At 58.9% G+C, this 18,195-nt stretch carries 12 protein-coding genes; 8 read left to right on the top strand and 4 right to left on the bottom strand.

Annotated features, from left to right (window positions below; translation table 11 throughout):
• Positions 1–7 precede the first annotated feature (7 nt).
• The 4 genes from aroA to L0Y14_RS06760 all read left to right on the top strand — a co-directional run bounded on the left by aroA (position 8) and on the right by L0Y14_RS06760 (position 4,208).
• Positions 8–1,333, top strand: a complete 1,326-nt coding sequence (aroA, locus tag L0Y14_RS06745; protein ID WP_005963808.1) for a 3-phosphoshikimate 1-carboxyvinyltransferase — start codon at positions 8–10, stop codon at positions 1,331–1,333.
• Positions 1,330–1,992 carry a (d)CMP kinase gene (cmk, locus tag L0Y14_RS06750; protein ID WP_006474111.1) on the top strand — a complete coding sequence of 221 codons (663 nt, stop codon included), beginning with the start codon at positions 1,330–1,332 and terminating at the stop codon, positions 1,990–1,992. The genes aroA and cmk overlap by 4 nt, the downstream gene beginning before the upstream one ends.
• 143 nt (positions 1,993–2,135) lie before the next feature.
• The gene (gene rpsA / locus L0Y14_RS06755) at positions 2,136–3,812 is read left to right on the top strand and encodes a 30S ribosomal protein S1 (RefSeq protein WP_006474112.1); all 1,677 of its coding nucleotides are present in this window, start codon (positions 2,136–2,138) and stop codon (positions 3,810–3,812) included.
• Between the two features lie 69 nt (positions 3,813–3,881).
• Positions 3,882–4,208: an integration host factor subunit beta gene (locus tag L0Y14_RS06760; RefSeq protein ID WP_005963820.1), complete on the top strand. Its 327-nt coding sequence runs from the start codon at positions 3,882–3,884 to the stop codon at positions 4,206–4,208.
• A 147-nt stretch (positions 4,209–4,355) separates the two neighbouring features.
• Here the strand turns inward: L0Y14_RS06760 and L0Y14_RS06765 are convergent, their stop codons facing one another.
• Positions 4,356–7,805 (bottom strand): hybrid sensor histidine kinase/response regulator, encoded by a 3,450-nt coding sequence (locus tag L0Y14_RS06765; protein WP_006474113.1) that lies wholly within the window; start codon positions 7,803–7,805, stop codon positions 4,356–4,358.
• 40 nt (positions 7,806–7,845) lie between these two features.
• Positions 7,846–9,576, bottom strand: coding sequence for an ATP-binding SpoIIE family protein phosphatase (locus tag L0Y14_RS06770; RefSeq protein ID WP_006474114.1), 1,731 nt, complete (start codon positions 9,574–9,576; stop codon positions 7,846–7,848).
• Positions 9,577–9,737: 161 nt separating this feature from the next.
• Here L0Y14_RS06770 and L0Y14_RS06775 point away from each other — a divergent pair, with 161 nt between their 5' ends.
• From L0Y14_RS06775 to L0Y14_RS06790, 4 genes are all read left to right on the top strand, one after another.
• Positions 9,738–10,880, top strand: a complete 1,143-nt coding sequence (locus L0Y14_RS06775) for an MlaE family ABC transporter permease (RefSeq protein WP_006474115.1) — start codon at positions 9,738–9,740, stop codon at positions 10,878–10,880.
• Between the two features lie 68 nt (positions 10,881–10,948).
• Positions 10,949–11,665, top strand: coding sequence for an ABC transporter ATP-binding protein (locus tag L0Y14_RS06780; RefSeq protein ID WP_006474116.1), 717 nt, complete (start codon positions 10,949–10,951; stop codon positions 11,663–11,665).
• Positions 11,666–11,696: 31 nt separating this feature from the next.
• Complete coding sequence (locus tag L0Y14_RS06785; protein ID WP_005966256.1) at positions 11,697–12,740, top strand: MlaD family protein; 1,044 nt, start codon at positions 11,697–11,699, stop codon at positions 12,738–12,740.
• Positions 12,740–13,357, top strand: coding sequence for a PqiC family protein (locus L0Y14_RS06790; protein WP_138921752.1), 618 nt, complete (start codon positions 12,740–12,742; stop codon positions 13,355–13,357). The genes L0Y14_RS06785 and L0Y14_RS06790 overlap by 1 nt, the downstream gene beginning before the upstream one ends.
• A gap of 41 nt (positions 13,358–13,398) precedes the next feature.
• Here the strand turns inward: L0Y14_RS06790 and L0Y14_RS06795 are convergent, their stop codons facing one another.
• Both L0Y14_RS06795 and mfd read right to left on the bottom strand, forming a co-directional pair.
• Positions 13,399–14,256 (bottom strand): CsiV family protein, encoded by an 858-nt coding sequence (locus L0Y14_RS06795; RefSeq protein ID WP_006474118.1) that lies wholly within the window; start codon positions 14,254–14,256, stop codon positions 13,399–13,401.
• An 84-nt stretch (positions 14,257–14,340) separates the two neighbouring features.
• Positions 14,341–17,814, bottom strand: coding sequence for a transcription-repair coupling factor (gene mfd / locus L0Y14_RS06800; protein WP_006474119.1), 3,474 nt, complete (start codon positions 17,812–17,814; stop codon positions 14,341–14,343).
• Positions 17,815–18,195 lie beyond the last annotated feature (381 nt).

The raw sequence follows: 18,195 nt of genomic DNA on the forward strand, positions 1-18,195 counted from the left end.
CAGTCTGTTGAGTAAACAATCTAATGTCATCTTTAAGGCCAGTCCGGGCGGCAGGCTGAATGGTCGGCTGCGCGTGCCGGGGGACAAATCGATCTCCCATCGCTCGATCATGCTCGGTTCCCTGGCCGAGGGCGTGACCGAGGTAACGGGCTTTCTCGAGGGTGAGGACAGTCTTGCTACCCTCAATGCCTTCCGTGCCATGGGTGTCGAGATTGAAGGCCCCAAAGCGGGTCGGGTAGTGATCCACGGGGTCGGCATGCAGGGCCTCAAGCAGCCGAGCGCACCGCTTGATCTAGGCAACTCGGGCACCTCGATGCGGCTGCTCTCCGGGCTGATGGCAGGGCAGGGGTTCGATGTCACTCTGGTCGGCGACAGTTCCCTGTCGGGTCGGCCGATGCAGCGGGTAACTGATCCGCTGGGGCAGATGGGGGCGCAGATCGATACCGATGAGGGCGGCACCGCACCGCTGAGTATTCACGGTGGCAGGCAGCTAACGGGTATCGACTATAAGCTGCCGATGGCCAGCGCCCAAGTGAAATCGTCGGTGCTGCTGGCCGGGCTCTATGCGCAAGGGGAAACCTGCACCACTGAGCCTGCACCGACCCGGGATCACACCGAGCGCATGCTGGAGGGGTTTGGCTATGCGATCCGCCGTGATGGCCCGCGCACATGTCTCTCGGGAGGCGGTTCTCTACGCGCCTGCAGCATCGATGTGCCGGCGGATATCTCCTCAGCAACCTTCTTCATGGTCGGGGCCTGCATTGCCGAGGGTTCAGATGTGACCCTGGAGCATGTCGGCATTAACCCTACCCGCGATGGGGTGATCAACATCCTGCGGCTGATGGGGGCCGATATCGAGGTGCTCAATCCACGTACCGTGGGCGGTGAGCCGGTGGCCGATATCCGCGTGCGCGCCAGTCGTTTGAAGGGGATTCACATTCCAGAAGAGCAGGTGCCGCTGGCGATCGATGAGTTTCCGGCGCTGTTCATCGCTGCCGCATGTGCCGAGGGGGAGACGGTATTGACCGGTGCCGAGGAGTTACGGGTCAAGGAGAGCGACCGCATCCAGGTGATGGCCGATGGCCTGGTGACTTTGGGGATCGATGCTCAAGCGACCCCGGATGGGATTGTCATTCAAGGAGGCTCGCTTGGAGGGGGGCGGGTCGACAGCCACGGCGATCACCGCATCGCGATGTCGTTTGCGATGGCCGCCCTGCGCGCTTCGGGCGAGATCGAGATCGACGACTGCGACAACGTCAACACCTCCTTCCCAGGTTTTGTCGAACTGGCGAGCGGGGCGGGGTTGTCGATTCGTAGTGAGGAGGCGGCATGATCCCGGTTATCACTGTCGATGGCCCCTCCGGATCCGGCAAGGGAACCATCGCACAGCGGGTGGCGCAGAGTCTCGGCTGGCACTTTCTCGATAGTGGCGCGATCTATCGGGCGCTCGGCCTCTACGCGGAGCAGCAGGGGATTGGATCGGAGGAGGTCGATGCGTTGGCTGCACTGGCTAGGGCGATGCCACTTAACTTCAGGCAGGATAAGGTGCTGCTCGATGGCAAAGAGATCTCCGCTCTGATTCGTACCGAGGCGGTCGGCAACGCTGCCTCGAAAGTTGCTGCGATTCCCGAGGTGCGCGAGGCGCTACTCGAATGGCAGCGTGAGTTTGCCCGCGCCCCCGGTCTGGTGGCCGATGGGAGGGACATGGGGACGGTGGTTTTTCCCAATGCTGAGGTGAAAATCTTTCTTACAGCGAGCCCGGAGGAGCGTGCTCTGAGGCGCTATAAACAGTTGAAAGAAAAGGGGTTGAGTGCTAATCTTGCCGGCCTCACGGTGGAGATCAGGGAGCGCGATGAGCGCGATTGTAATCGCGCCATTGCGCCGCTTAAGGCGGCGTCTGACGCGCTGGAGTTGGACTCCACCGAGATGGATGTCGATGCAGTCTACGCGAGCGTAATGGCGCGGGTAAGGAGTCGCTTACCCGGCCTTTGATTGCGTGGGCTGAGTCGGAAAATGGCGGCGATTTGCCGCTAAATTCGATAAATGCCGGTGATGCCGGCTTGTGTTTAACTTCTGAACCTGGCGATTCTTACAGGGTCGCCGTTGCAGCCCTCGTGTTGCAGGAAATCCAACCCATGACCGAAAGTTTTGCAGAACTGTTTGAAGAGAGTCTCTCCAACACCCAACTCCGTCCCGGCGCTATCATTATCGGCACCGTTCTGGACATCAACTCCGAAGCCGTAATCGTCAATGCTGGCCTCAAATCGGAAGGTGTCATCCCCCGTGTCCAATTCCTCAACGCCAATGGCGAGATCGAGGTTGAGGTGGGTGATCAGGTGGAAGTTGCGCTGGATGCCGTAGAGGATGGCTTTGGAGCGACTCGTCTCTCCCGTGAAAAAGCCAAGCGCGACCAGGCCTGGAAGTTTCTGGAGAAGGCGTTCGAGGCAGAAGATACTGTCAACGGCCGCATCAATGGCAAGGTCAAGGGTGGCTTCACCGTTGAGCTTGGCGATATCCGCGCGTTCCTGCCGGGCTCGCTGGTGGATGTGCGTCCGGTTCGTGATACCGCCTATCTAGAAGGCAAGGATCTCGAGTTCAAGGTAATCAAGCTGGATCGCCGTCGCAACAACGTGGTCGTCTCGCGCCGTGCTGTGGTTGAACAGGAGTACAGCGCAGAGCGTGAAAAGCTGCTGGAGAACCTGCAGGAGGGCCAGGAGCTCAAAGGTGTGGTCAAAAACCTTACCGACTACGGTGCCTTCGTCGACCTGGGCGGTATCGATGGTCTGCTGCACATCACTGACATGGCCTGGAAGCGGGTCAAGCACCCCTCCGACGTGGTTCAGATCGGTGACGAGATTACTGTCAAGGTGTTGAAGTTCGATCGCGAGCGCAATCGCGTTTCCCTCGGTCTGAAGCAGATGGGTGATGATCCGTGGGTCGCACTGGCGCGTCGCTATCCTGAGAGCACCCGTCTGTTTGGTAAGGTCACCAACATCGCCGACTACGGCTGCTTCGTGGAGATCGAAGAGGGTGTTGAGGGTCTGGTGCATGTCTCCGAAATGGATTGGACCAACAAGAACATCCATCCTTCCAAAGTGGTCACCTTGGGTGACGAGGTGGAGGTCATGGTGCTGGATATCGACGAGGAGCGCCGCCGTGTCTCTCTCGGTATCAAACAGTGCAAATCGAATCCCTGGGATGAGTTTGCCGTCACCCACAACAAGAACGATCACGTCTCCGGCAAGATCAAGTCGATCACCGATTTCGGTATCTTCATCGGTCTGGATGGCGGTATCGATGGCCTGGTCCATCTCTCCGACATCTCCTGGGATGATGCCGGCGAGGATGCGATCCGCAACTTCAAGAAGGGTGACGAGGTTGAGACGGTTGTCCTCTCTGTCGATCCGGAGCGTGAGCGTATCTCCCTCGGCATCAAGCAGCTGGCGAAGGATCCCTTCTCCACCTATGTTGCCACCAACAGCAAGGGTAGCATCGTCCATGGTGTGGTCGGTGCGGTTGATGCCAAGGGTGCAGTGATTGATTTGGCTGACGGCGTGGAGGGTTATCTGCGCGCCTCGGAGCTTTCGCGTGATCGGGTGGAGGATGCCCGTACCCTGCTGAAAGAGGGCCAGGAGATCGAAGCCAAGTTTATCGGTGTGGATCGCAAGAATCGTACTATCTCTCTCTCCATCAAGGCGAAGGATGCGGCCGAAGAGGCTGAAGCCATCAAGGGTTATGCTCGTGATGCGGCCACCGCCGTTCCGACGCTGGGCGACCTTCTGAAGGAGCAGATGGAAAATCAGGGCGATTAATTCTGCCTCTTCAGGGAATAATAGGGGCCGGGTAACCGGCCCCTTATTGACTTCGGGTAGCTGAAAATAATGACTAAATCCGAGTTGATCGAAATTATTGCCAAAGATCAGAGTCACTTGGCGTATCGTGATATAGAGCTTGCCATCAAGTGCATGATCGAGCAGATGAGCCAGGCTCTCTCCTCCGGGGAGCGGATAGAGATTCGTGGGTTTGGTAGTTTCTCTCTTCACTACCGTCCACCCAGGATGGGCCGTAATCCAAAAACGGGTATGACCGTCGCCCTGTCTGGCAAATATGTCCCCCATTTCAAACCCGGCAAGGAGTTGCGCGAACGCGTTAACAGAGTTGCCACCGAAGTCAGTGATCCCTCGCTGGCGAGCGGTAACAATCCATAATAAAAGCATGGAGCGAGTATCACGAGCTCGAATGGCCTGAGACTACTGACTTATCTTGTCGATCCGATCTTTACCCTCATCGCTGGCAAGTGCCTCTGACTCCAGGCTCCTTCCTGGCTTTGCGGCTTTGATTGAAGGGAGGGAAAATCAACGATATTCCGCCAGGGCGTCGCTTACCAGCTGAATCTCCTGTTGCAGCTGATCCTGATACCCTTCAAATTGCTGGAAGGCACCCTCTAGAGCGCAGGCCTCCATCAGGCTGCCTAGCTTGGCAAGCCGTCGTGCACTGACATTGTTGCCCGCTGATTTGATGCTGTGGGCGATCCTCCTTATCTCCTGCTGGTCACTATCTGCCAGGGCCTGTGGCAGCAGGCTGATCAGTTCATCTAGACTGATGAAGAAAGCATCAAGCAGTTCACCGAATTCATCCCCTAAAAGCTGTTGCATCTGTTCCAGGCCGTTTTGATCGATCACTTCGAGGCTTTCGAGCATGCTCGTCGGAACCGCGAATTCTGTTGCCTCGTAGTGCATCTCTGCTTCAGCTGCCGAGGGGCTTTTCGGGTTGAGCCATTTACCCAGCAATTTCGCCAACTGTTCTCGTTCAAAGGGTTTTGAGATGAAGTCATCCATGCCTGCTTCCAGGCACTGCTTGCGGTCTGATGCCATGTTGTTTGCGGTCATGGCGATGATCGGTGTGTGGGTACCGGTATCTCTCTCTCTCTGGCGGATTGCCCGGGTGGCCTCAAGCCCATCCATCTCAGGCATCTGACAGTCCATCAGGACGATATCGAATGAATCCTCCGCCAGTCGCTCCAGGGCGATGCGGCCGTTATCAGCAATCTCTACCGTGCATCCCATCTTTGACAGCACAGAGCTGGCCACCTTTTGGTTGGGTAGCAGATCTTCAACCAGAAGAATTTTTGCATCAATGTGCTCTGTTTTATTGGAAGGCTGAGTGTGCCCCTCTATGACATGGTACTGGGTGATGATCTCCTGTTCCTTATGCTGCAGGGTGTTGGAGACGACACCCTCGATTGCTTCATGCAGGATCTGATGGGGTACAGGTTTGATCAAATAGGCGTCGAAGCCGACCTCCTCAAAATGTTTTGCATCGCCACGGTTGCCTGAGGAGGTGAGCAGGATCATCGGTGTCTCTTTGTAGGCCGGCATCTGGCGCAGTCTCAGAGCGATCTGTTCACCGTTTATGCCCGGCAGGTTGAAATCGAGCAGGAAGATATCAAAAGGCTTGTTCGCTGATGCCATCTCTGTTGCGAGGGTGAGCGCTTCGTCACCGGTAGTGACAGTATGGATCTGCATCCCGCAGCTGCGCAGCTGATCTCTGAAAATACGCTGATTGAGCAGGTTGTCATCCAGGATCAGGCACTTCAGCCGGCTGAGATCCGCGTGCCCAAGGGGCTCCCTGGGTTGGCTCAATCCGAGCGGTATCTCCAGCCAGAAGGTGGAGCCTTCGCCTTGTGTGCTGGAGACGCCGATGGATCCGCCCATCAACTCCACCAGCTGTTTGCTGATGGCCAGACCCAGGCCGGTGCCGCCATATTTTCGTGTGGTAGAGCTGTCGGCCTGGGTAAACGATTTGAACAACCGCTGTTGCTGTGCTTCGGGGATGCCAATGCCGGTGTCGATTACTGAGATGCGGAATCTGGATGTGCCATCCGTTGCCTTGGTGGTTTCGACATTGATGGCGATGTGTCCCTGCTGGGTGAATTTGATGGCATTGCCGGCCAGGTTGGTGATGATCTGGCGGATGCGCCCGGCATCGCCCATCACCTGCCGTGGCAGTTCTGGCGGGTAGCTGATGATCAGCTCCAGTCCTTTGCTGGAGGCGTTGGCGCTGAGCAGCCTGACTGCATCATAGATGGTGCGCTCCAGGTCGAAGGAGATTGCTTCCAGTTCGATCTTGCCCGCTTCCGCCTTGGAGAAGTCGAGGATGTCGTTGATGATCCCAAGTAGCGAGTTGCCAGATTGGGTGATTACCTCCAGAAACTCTTGCTGCTCATCATCGAGTTTGGTACCAGCGAGCAACTCCGCCATGCCCAATACGCCATTCATGGGGGTTCTGATCTCATGGCTCATCATGGCCAGAAACTCAGACTTTGCCTTGGCGGCGCTCTCGGCCTTCTCCTTCGCCTCAAACAGTTCACGCTCGACCTGTTTGCGATCGCTAATGTCGCGCATCACCATGGAGAAGTAGTGTTGCCCACTCTTGGTGGCCTCATGCAGCACGATTAGCTGGTCAACTGTCATCATCCTGCCATCGATGGAGATGAGCTGGGTTTCGCCGCTCCAGGTACGGTTCATGTAGGCCGAAGGCACACCCTCGTTGAGCAGCTGATCGATCTCCGAAGCGGGGAAGATCCCGGCAAGGTTCTTGTCGGCGAGATCGTCGTCCAGGCTGTAACCCATGATCTCCCGACCGGCCCGGTTCATGAATAGGATGTCGCCCTCCAGATTGAAGATGGCAACAAAGTCGGTGGTATTCTGAATGATGTCGATGAGCCGTTGTTGACGCTCTCTGGCGGTGACTTCCTCAGTTCGATCCAACAAGAATGACGAAACCCCGCTGACTGAGCCGTCTGCGCGCTTGATTGGCGCGTTGTGCCATTCACAGTTGTGCCGGGTGCCGTCCCGCGCTGTGATATCGAAGAGAAATGTACCGCTATGGTTAGGGTCGAGCAATGAGCGCCAACTCTGCGGTGGCTCCGTCTCTTTCCGCTCCTCGTCAAACAGTTTGGGCTTGTTGGGGTTCTCATCCTGCGGTTTGGCAAGCAGCTCGGAGATATGTTTGTGCAGTGCCTGATCCCGACTGTAACCGCTCAGTCGCTCCGCACTCGGATTCCAGGCGATCACCCGGCCATCAAGCGACCATTCGATGGCAGGCAGCGGTGTGTGTTTGAAATGGCTCTCGAGTCGCTCTTCAGATTCGCGCAGCGCCTGCTCCCGGAAATTGGAGGCAGCGGCCAGGGTGATATTGTTGAGAATGACCTGGTTCTGCTGTTTTGCGGCTTTCAATAGGATGCCGAGCATCAGCAGGATCAGCACAACCGGGACGGTGTCAGGCATGGATGGCTCGGTCATGAAATAGACAAGGAGTGGCAGCAGTGCCAGCAGTAAAAAGCCGATGGAGCTTGTCATGGACGCTGCCTGAGAGGAGATGGCGACCGCTGAGACACCAATCAGGATGCAGCTGATGATCATCAGGCTGAAAAAATTGTCAGTTGGATCGATGAATATCACTAGACTGCCCCAAGCGAGGCCGGCAGCCCAACTGGCGGCGATAAAACTGGCTCGACCTGCTTTGACTTTGCCTCTCAAGTGGCGGGTTCGGAAATAGTGCATTCTGAGCAGATAGCGTATCCCTGTGATGCCGAACAGAACCAACAGCCAGATCCTCAGTTGGGTGGCGTGTTCCGGAGCCCAGAGGATCCAGCTGGTCAACAAGCTGGCAATCAGGGCGCTGAGCAGAGAGGAAGCCAGATTGGTGTAGAGCAGATCATTCGTCTGTTGCTGGATCGAGAGAGCGAGTTCAGCGTAGTTCTGGCGGTCAGTGTCTCTGCTGCCTGTCTTAAGGGAGTTCATACTTCAGGGCTACCGCTCATGGTGATTGGCAGATGCCCGCTTATTCATTGGTCCAGGCATAGATCGCTTCGGCTCTGTTTCCTGGCTCTAGGTAAGAGAACGATTCACACAGGCTGGAGAGAAGCTGGATGCCCCGGCCGCTGAACAATGGTTTCTCCCCCTGCGCGCTGGTTGCGTTGGCAAAATCAAAGCCTGGGCCGCTGTCTTCGATCTGTATGACGATCCATCCGCCGTTAGCCTGGGGGTGTATCCTCAGTCCAATGTGTACCGAGCCTTCGTTGAGTTGGCTGAGCATCCGATCGCGCTCCTCGAAGTAGCGGGTAAAGCCATCCGGCCCCTCTTTGAGGCTCGAATCGAGGCCGAGTACGCCGTGGTCCAGGGCGTTGATGAAGAGCTCGGTGAGGATGGTGAAGAGCACCTGATTGTGTGTGCGTATCCCCACCATCTCCTGGATATAGTTGATCAGCAGCGGCACCGGGTCCGCCTTGCGCAGTTGCATGCCGCGCAGGGTGATATGGAACTCGACGCTATCGGAGTCGTGATCGAGCAGGCTGTTGGGGTCGACATGTGTCTGCTCGGCGAGCAGTTGATCGACCCGCCAGGAGGGTAGCAGCTCGGGCAACAGCGGCAGCTCCACCATGGTGATGTCATCATCCTGCGGGGCATCGCTGCAGAAGCGGTCGAGCGCCGAGGAGACATTGTCGAGAATAAACGCCTGCTCGCCACTTTGCTCGATGGCGGTGATAAGTCTCTCGGAGCCGAAGTATTCACCTGTCGGATCACGCGCCTCAGAGACGCCATCGGTGGTGAGAAGCACCCGGTCACCCAGCCCGACCCGGATATGCTGGGCATCCTCCTGAAAATTGGAGTCGGGTATGATCCCTAGGGGCATACTGCGGGATTCCAGGCGGTTCTTGATACGGCGCGTGTTGCCATCGATGACGAATAGATCAGGCATGCCGCAGTTGAAGACCGTGATGTAGTCGAGCGAGGCGCTGATCTTGACGAACTGTGCGGCCAGAAACATGCCGGTCGGCAGCATCTTGTGGAGCTTGCTGTTGATGCCCTGCAGGATCTGCGGCGGCGAGAAGCCCTTGGCGGTCATCGAGCGGAACACCTCAGAGGTCGGCAGGGCGCCGAGTGCGGCGGCCAGCCCGTGACCGGTGAAATCCCCCAACAGCACATGCAGATCGTGGGAGGGCGAATAGGCAGTCAGCATGATGTCACCGCTGAAGATGCTGGCGGGCTTGTGCAGATGCGAGATCTGATCGAGTACCACATTGCCCGCCAACACCGCACCGCTGAAGACCTGCTCGGCTATCTCTTCGTCCATCTGCATGCGGTTGTAGAGCATGCGGATATCCTGATGCAGGTTCTGGATGCGTTCCATCGACTGGATCTTGGCGGAGAGCACGGTGTGGTTGTAGGGTTTGGTGAGAAAGTCGTCACCGCCAACCTCGATACAGCGGGCCAGCGCCTTGTCGTCAGTCATCGCTGTGAGGAACAGTACCGGGATGAATTTGTCGGCAGTCTCCGATTTGATGATCTCGGTAGCGGCATAGCCGTCCATCACCGGCATCATCACATCCATCAACACGATATCAATGCTGTGTTGGCGGAACTTCTCGACGGCATCGGCACCATCGACCGCCTGGATGACCTGGTAGCCCAGTTTTTTCAGCAGGGCATTCAGAATGACCCGGTTGGAGAGTTCATCGTCGGCGACCAGTGCGGTGCCATGGAGTTTTAGATTGGGAGCGTCTGCTTTCACGGTCTCTATCATCTCTGTCGGGCCGGCTTGATGCTGGTTTTAGTGATTGTTTTTTATTCCCAAGAGGCTAGCGGCCATCCTCAAGGAAACTTGATCCTTGACGCCTGCGCTCCAGGGTTTGATGATCGGGGCGGTTGTGGAACAGCATTTCAGGGGGGAGTGTGGAGGCGCGTGAGCCGGCATCGTTGAGAATCGACGCTGCGGATGAGACAACGCTGAAGATCTCGTTCGTTGGCGCCTGGCTTGGTGATGGGCGTCCGCTGGATGGTAACGGCTTGATTGAGCAGATCAGGGCGGCCGGCAGCTCGCTGACTCGGATTGAATTCGATTCAAGTGCACTCTCAGGCTGGGATAGCGGATTTGTCACCCTGTTGCTGAGACTCTCGGAGTGGGCCGGCTCCGAATCAGTCGCATTCGATGATGAGGGGGTGCCGGGCGGTGCCAGACGTCTACTGAGGCTTGCCCAAGCGGTACCAGAGCGCGAGGGTGCGCGCCGCGAGCCAAAGCGCCAAACCCTGCTCTCTGTGTTGGGAGGATGGGCGATCGCCTTTGTCACCGACCTGGCGGCGTTTGTCACCTTTATCGGTGAATGGCTGCTGGCGCTGCTGCGTTTCTTTAGCGGCCGGGCTCGCTTCCGCTGGGTTGATTTTGGCCACTTTCTGCAATCGGCGGGGGTTGAGGCGCTACCCATCGTTAGCCTGATCAGTCTGCTGGTGGGGGCGGTGCTGGCGTTTGTTGGTGCGGTGCAGCTGCAGATGTTCGGTGCGCAGATCTATGTCGCCAATCTGGTTGGCTTGGGTATGGTGCGCGAGATGGGGGCGATGATGACCGCCATCATCATGGCTGGTCGCACCGGCTCTGCCTATGCTGCCCAGCTTGGCTCGATGCAGGTCAACGAGGAGGTGGATGCGCTGCGCACCTTTGGTATCTCACCGATGGAGTATCTGGTGCTGCCACGCAGCCTGTCGCTGATTCTGATGTTGCCACTGCTCTGCATCTGGTCCGATGTGCTGGGGATCGTCGGTGGCCTGATCGTTGCCGCCGCACTGCTCGATATCAGTCTGCTGCACTACCTGCAGCAGACCCAGGAAGCGATTAATCTGATGGATGTGCTGACTGGGATGATCAAGGGCCTGATCTTCGCGGTGGTGATCGCACTCTCCGGCTGTTTACGCGGGCTGCAGAGTGAGCGCAACTCAGCCGCGGTGGGCAAGGCTACGACCTCAGCGATGGTTACAGCGATCCTGCTGATCGTAGTCTGGGATGCCATCACCACCATCATTTACAATCGCTTGGGGATCTGATGGATAGACTGGATCGGCTGGCAGCCGGAGGATCGATCGAGTCCCACCTGGTGGTGGAGGGTTTGACCATGGCCTATGGAGATTTCGTGATCCAGCGGGATCTCGATTTTCGCATTCGGCACGGTGACATCTTCATCATCATGGGTGGAAGCGGCTGTGGCAAGAGCACCCTGCTGCGCCACCTGATCGGCCTGAAAGAGCCGGCAGCCGGGCGGATTCTGATCAACGGTGAATCGTTCTGGACCCTGCACCCGGAGGAGCGCGACCAGCTGATGCGCAGCGCCGGAGTGCTCTACCAGAATGGCGGCCTGTGGAGCTCCATGACCCTGGCGGAGAACATCGCTCTGCCGCTGCAGGAGTACACTCGGCTGTCGGCGGCGGAGATCCGTGATCTGGTCTCCTACAAATTGGCGCTGGTGGGGCTGAAGGGGTTTGAGGAGTACTACCCCTCGGAGATCAGTGGCGGCATGCAGAAGCGGGCAGGGTTGGCGCGGGCGATGGCGCTCGATCCGGAGATCCTCTACTTTGACGAACCCTCCGCTGGTCTCGATCCGGTCAGCGCACGCATGCTCGACGATCTGATCCTGGAGCTGAGCGAGAGCCTGGGGGCGACAGTGGTGGTGGTGACCCACGAACTGGCGAGCATCTTCGCCATCGGCAACAATTCCATCTTTCTCGACCCCGACAGCAAGACCATGATCGCCTGGGGCCACCCCAAGTATCTTCTGCAGGAGACAGAAGACCCACGGGTGAAACGTTTTCTGACCCGCGGTGAAGCGGGCTGACCTGATTTGATAAGCACAAGGAACGAGAACCATGATGAACCGGCCTAATCCGACTCTGATCGGCCTGTTTGTTCTGAGTGCATTGGCACTCGGCATCGTCGCGATAATGTTCGTTGGTGGCCGTGGATTTTCCGAACAGAGTGTACGTTTTATTCTCTATTTTGAAGGTAATGTGAAGGGGCTGAATGTGGGAGCGCCGGTGACCTTCCGCGGCGTGCATATTGGTCAGGTCGAGAGTGTCTCGGTGCTGTTTGATGAACAGAGCCTGCGGGTGGATATCCCGGTTGTGATCAGCGTCGATATGAATAAGGTCGGCATAAGCCGAAAGATAGTGCCGGAAAAGGATGGCAAGCTGGTAGAAGAGCTGATCAAAAAAGGATTGCGCGCCAGCCTTACCCTGCAGAGCCTAGTGACCGGCCAATTGCAGGTGGAGCTGGGGTTTCATCCCGATACCAGGGTGCGATTGATGAATCGTCAGAGTGACTACCGTGAACTGCCGACCATCGTCACCGGGATGGAGAAGATCGCCAGAACCCTGGAAGATCTGCCCCTGGAGGAGATTACACAGACCGCCATTAGCATCCTCAACGGCATCGAAAAGATCGTCAATGGTGCCGATTTCCCGGCCATGGCACAGCAAGTGGCTGTGTTGGTCGGACGGCTTGAACGCCTCAGTAAGCAACTGGAGGAGCAGACTCCTGAACTGATGGAGAGCAGTCTGCAGATGACAGTTGAGATTCGGCAGGCTGTCGCCGAACTGAGACAACAAACGGGGCCGCTGCTGAAAGAGTGGACCCAGGTGGCCCAGGACTCACGCCAACTGGTGGCCCAGGCCGATGGCAGCCTGCAGAGGGCGCTGGCGAGCTGGGACAAGACCATGGCCTCGGGAGATGCAGCATTCGTCAAGGCCAGCGACAGCTTTGAGTCTGCGGAAAATTTGGTGAAGAGTGCGGAACCATTGAACGGCGAGATCAAACGGGCGCTGCAGGAGCTCTCCGCTGCCGCCCATTCGATCAGCATCTGGGCCGACTACCTTGAGCGCCATCCGGAGGCGCTGATCAGAGGAAAGCAGTAATGAACAGAGTAGAGAGGAGAGGGGTGACAGGAGTAGCGTTGATTGTGTTGGCGCTGTTGACCGGCTGCAGCACCACGTCCCAGTCGAGCCGCTTCTACCTGATGTCTCCCCTGCAGGAGACGCTGGAACAGAGTCGGATGATCACCACACAGCCGTTGTTGGGGATCAGCAGCGTAGGGCTGGCCGACTATCTTGACCGACCCCAGATCCTGGTTCGCAACGGCCCGCATCGGCTGGAGCTGAATGAGTTCGATCGCTGGGCAGGCCCGCTGCAGGAGAATCTGCGCAGCGTATTGAGCCGCTCACTGGAACAGCACTTCGGTGCAGAGCAGGTGATAGTCGCCCCCTGGCATGATGCACTGCGCCCCGCCTATGAGCTGTCGCTGCAGATCGATCAGCTCGATGCTACCCAGGCAGGCGATCTCACATTGAGGGGGCGCTGGACCCTCTATGCACCGGCCGGGAGACAGCTGGTGGCGCTGGGCAGGATCAGCCTGCGTGAGGCGATCGCAGGCGCAGGCGCAGATGCGGAGGCGATTGTGGCGGCTACTGCAGTGGTGGTGGCGCGTCTTGGAGATCGTCTAGCCAAGCAGATTTCACCCCATCTCAAGCCATAGTCAGAGAGAAGCCAGCCCCACAATTGCGGGCCTGTTGGCGCCTACTGCCCAGACTCGGTTGGCTCAGTTGGCTCAGTTGGCTCAGTTGGCTCAGTTGGCTCAGTTGGCTCAGTTGTCGGTGACGTGGCTGGCGAAGTCGGGGCCGCTTCGGCAGGGGCGCTCTGCGGGGTTGGCTCAGCAACCTCAACAGTCGTCTCCTCTGCCGGCTCTTCAGCTTCCGGTAGCTGATAGCGGCTGGCGGTGAACAGGATGCCGAGCAGTGGGTGATCAAGATAGTGCAGCTCGCCGCTGCGCATGCGGCGGTTTGCCCGCATCCGGTAGCTGCGAAAGTCGCCGCCTGCAGTGTCGGTGGCTCCATTTAAAGGCCATTTGCGCAGCAGCAGATCAGCCTCCAGATGGAGGTAGCGTTTGACCCCCACCCTGAGAGTGCCCTCCAGCCAGGTTGGCGCAGCGTTCTGTGCCTCCTGAACGCTGCCATCTCTATTATCAAAGTGGATAAGCAGAGTCTGTGCCTCAGCAGGTTTGACCACCTGCTGGCGCCAGGCGCCATGCAGCAGTGGCCGGTAGTTACGGGAGCGTTGTAGCCGTGCCACCTCAGCAGAGAGTTGCAGCTCACTGGCAGGCAGTGGCTGATAGGCGACAGGGCTGGCTTCATCTTCCACAGACGGCTCAGGCTGGGGGCCAAGATCGATCGGCAGGGCGTTCAACACGGATGGTCGCTCGCCATCGTTGGGCCAGTACTCTGTTGAACCTGCGCCTGCAGCGGTGCGCTCGAAGATGATGATCTCAAACTGGTACCAGGGCGGCGCTTCGCTTTGCGGCAGCTCTTCGGCCCAGGCCAGGTTGGTGGCGAGGCAGAGCCACGCCAGCAGAGATCGAATAAATGGGGCGGTCTTCACGCTGGATAGTGCCTCTCTCTGAATCGGTTCTGTTCTAGTAGATAGGAGCGCCGCGAGCGTCGTTCCTGCGGTTGCCGGCATTGTCTAACCCATCAGGGTATCGATCAACCGTCCGATGCGCTCGACCCGGCTGGCCGGGTCGCTTAGATCATCGAAGAAGCGCAGTTTGTCCGCCCCATCCAGTTTATACATCGAGGGTCGACTCTGGATCAGGCGGATCAACTGGGCCGGATCGATCTTCGGCTCGCGGTCGAACAGGATTCGGGCGCCCTGAGGTCCGCCCTCGATCTTACGGATGCCGAGTGTATGCACGCGCAGCTTCAGGGCGGTGATCTCGAACAGGTTCTTGGCCGCCTCCGGCAGCAGGCCAAAGCGGTCGATCATCTCCACCTGCAGCTCGCGCAGCTCATCCTGGTTGGCAGCGCTGGCGATGCGTTTGTAGAGCACCAGACGGCTGTGCACGTCGGGCAGGTAGTCGTCGGGCAGCAGCGCCGGGATCTGCAGTTCGATCTCGGTGCCGTGGTCGAGGGGGCGGTCGAGCTCCGGTTGCCTGCCGGCCTTGAGTGCCTGCACCGCCCGTTCCAGCAACTCGGTGTAGAGGGTGAAGCCGATCTCCTGGATCTGTCCGCTCTGCCCCTCCCCCAGCAGCTCGCCGGCGCCGCGGATCTCCAGGTCGTGGGTGGCAAGGGTGAAGCCCGCTCCCAGATCCTCCAGTGACTCGATCGCCTCCAGCCGCTTCCTGGCATCGGCGGTGAGGGTGCGGGGTGGCGGTGTTAGCAGATAGGCGTAGGCGCGGTGGTGGGAGCGCCCGACCCGACCGCGGATCTGGTGCAGCTGGGCCAGCCCCAGTTTGTCGGCACGGTTGATGATCATGGTGTTGGCGGTTGGCACGTCGATGCCACTCTCAACGATGGTGGTGCAGACCAGCAGGTTGAAGCGCTGATGGTAGAAGTCACGCATGATGCCTTCCAGCTCGCGCTCGCGCATCTGGCCGTGGGCCACCTGCAGGCGCACTCCGGGCAGCAGCTCTTCGAGACGCTGCGCTATGTTCTCGATGGTGCTGACCTCGTTATGCAGAAAGTAGATCTGCCCGCCGCGCTTCAGCTCACGCTGGCAGGCTTCCTGGATCAGCGCGTCGTTCCACTGGCTGATGAAGGTCTTGACCGGATGGCGCAGCGCCGGTGGGGTGGCGATCACAGATAGGTCGCGCATCCCCGACATCGCCATGTTGAGGGTGCGTGGGATCGGGGTGGCGGTGAGGGTGAGTAGGTCGACCTCGCTGCGCAGCGCCTTGAACCGCTCCTTGTGGCGTACCCCGAAGCGGTGTTCCTCGTCGATGATAACCAAGCCCAGATCCTTGAAGCTGATGCTATCCGAGAGCAGTTTGTGGGTGCCTATCACGATGTCGATGGTGCCGTCGGCTAGGCCGTCGATCACCTTCTGCTGCTGCTTGCCAGTGCGGAAGCGCGACAGGCTTTCGACCCGCACCGGCCAGTCGGCGAAACGGTCGGCGAAGTTCTGATAGTGCTGCTGGGCGAGCAGGGTAGTGGGGACCAGTACCGCGACCTGCTTGTTGCCCTGGGTCGCCATGAAGGTGGCGCGCATTGCCACCTCGGTCTTGCCGAAGCCGACATCGCCGCACACCACCCGGTCCATCGGCTGAGGTGATGCCATATCGGCCAGCACCGATTCGATGGTCTGCTGCTGGTCCGGGGTCTCCTCGAACTCGAAGGAGGCAGCAAAGGCCTGATACTCGGCATCGGGCTCGGGGAAAGCGACACCCTGACGAGCGGCGCGGCGAGCGTAGATCTCCAGCAGTTCCGCCGCCACGTCGCGCACCTGCTTGGCGGCGCGCTTTTTGACCTTCTCCCACTGGTCGCTGCCGAGCCGGTGCAGCGGTGCGTTCTCCGGTGAGGCGCCGGCGTAGCGACTGATCAGGTGCAGTGAGGCGACCGGCACGTAGAGCTTGTCCCCCTTGGCATACTCCAGGGTGAGAAACTCGGTGGTCATGCCGCCGACCTCCAGGGTCTGCAGACCGAGGTAGCGGCCGACGCCATGCTCTTCGTGGACCACCGGCGCGCCGACGTGCAGCTCGGTGAGGTTGCGCACGATCTGGTCCGGGTCTTGGCTGACCTTGCGCCGGCGCCGCTCCTGACGCACCCGTTCACCGTAGAGTTGGGCCTCGGTGATCAGGGCGATATCGTCTAGCAGCAGCCCCTGTTCGAGAGGCGCGACGGTTAGGCCGATCGGGATGTCGCTGGCGAGGAAGCTGTGCCAATTCTCGACCAGCTGGGCGCTGATGCCAAAGTCTTTCAGGGTCGACAGCAGGATCTCACGGCGGCCGGCGCTCTCGGCGATAAACAACACCCGGTGGTTGTGGTCGGCGAGAAACGCCTGCAGCGCTGCGGCGGGGTGCTGCGCCCGGGCCTGGATTGCCAGCGGCGGCAACAGTTGGCTGTCGAAGTTGATGGGCGCGCTATAGCCTTTGCTACGTTGGGCGATCTCGTTCGACTGGTAGCGGATAGAGGCACCCTGTTTGAGTGCGGTGGAGAGTTCGTCCGGGCTGAGGTAGAGCTGCTGAGGTGGTAGCAGAGGACGCTCGATGTCGTGGCGGCGCTCTGCGAAGCGTTCCTCTACCTGTTGGAAAAAGGCTTCGGCCTGCTCCCGCACCCCTGCATCGATCATCAGCAGGCGATTTTCTGGCAGATAGTCGAAGAGTGTGGCGGTCTGTTCGAAAAACAGCGGCAGGTAGTACTCCAGCCCGCCGGGCAACCGGCCTTCGCTGACCTCCTGGTAGATCAGGCTGCGCTGCAGGTCGCCCTCGAACTGATTGCGGTAGTTGCGGCGGAACAGGGTGGTGCCAGCCTCGTCGAGGGGGAACTCGCGGGCCGGCAGCATGTGGATCTTGTCGATCTTCTCCAGCGAGCGCTGGCTCTCCGGATCGAAGGTGCGGATGGTCTCCACCTCGTCATCGAACAGGTCGATGCGGAAGGGCTGTTCACTGCCCATCGGGAACACATCCAGCAGCGAGCCGCGCACCGCGAACTCGCCATGTCCCAGCACTTGGGAGACGCACTGGTAGCCGCTGCGCTCCAGACGCCTGCGGGTCTGGTCCAGATTGAGTTGCTGACCGATGTCGATAATCAAGGCGTGGTGTTCGAGGAAGGATGGCGGCGGCAGACGCTGCATCAGGGTGCTGACCGGCAGCACCAGAATCGCCCGCTGGGTGCGCGGCAGTTGGTAGAGCGTCAGCAGACGTTGTGAGATCAACTCCGGCAACGGCGAGAAGACGTCGTAGGGGAGGGTCTCCCAGTCGGGTAGGGCGATCACCGGCAGGCCCTGCTCTTCGAGGAAGAACCCCAGCGCGCTTTCCAGCCGGTTGGCGCTCTGGACCTCATCGGTGACCACCAGCGTCAATCCCTCAAAGGCCTCTGCGCTGCGGGCGATTGCGAGCGCTATGCTGCTGCCACGCAACCCGCCCCACTGCAGACGCTCTGCGTCACCTTCAGGAAATGGGGGCTGGAAGGGGGAGTGAGGTCTGAGCTGTGCTGAGGTCATCAGAATTCCGTGCGATAAACAGGCGACGGAATTGTCGCATAAAGCGGTGTTTAAGGTTAGGAGGGGTCGGGGTCGTATTAAGGTAAACCCCTATAAGCATTCTTGATTACGATCAAGGTGACTCCACGAACAGGATGTGAGCATTCGCCTCGCGAAAGCTGAAGAATAAGAAGGAAATTCGCGCAGTTTGCGAAGCCATGCTGTCCCTGTCTAGTTGTATCTGTAGGGTTGGTGGGAGAAAACACTCCCAGCCTTTATCACTTTTTCCTGTCCGGGTTAATGATGTATTCCGAGTCGACTATCGCTTGTAGAAGTGTGTCGATACTGGAAGGTTCAATCATTTTTTCTGCTTCTGGTTGGTAACACGGATTGGATTGCAAC

The sequence above is a fragment of the Candidatus Endoriftia persephonae genome (assembly GCF_023733635.1).
Lineage (GTDB): Bacteria > Pseudomonadota > Gammaproteobacteria > Chromatiales > Chromatiaceae > Endoriftia > Endoriftia persephonae.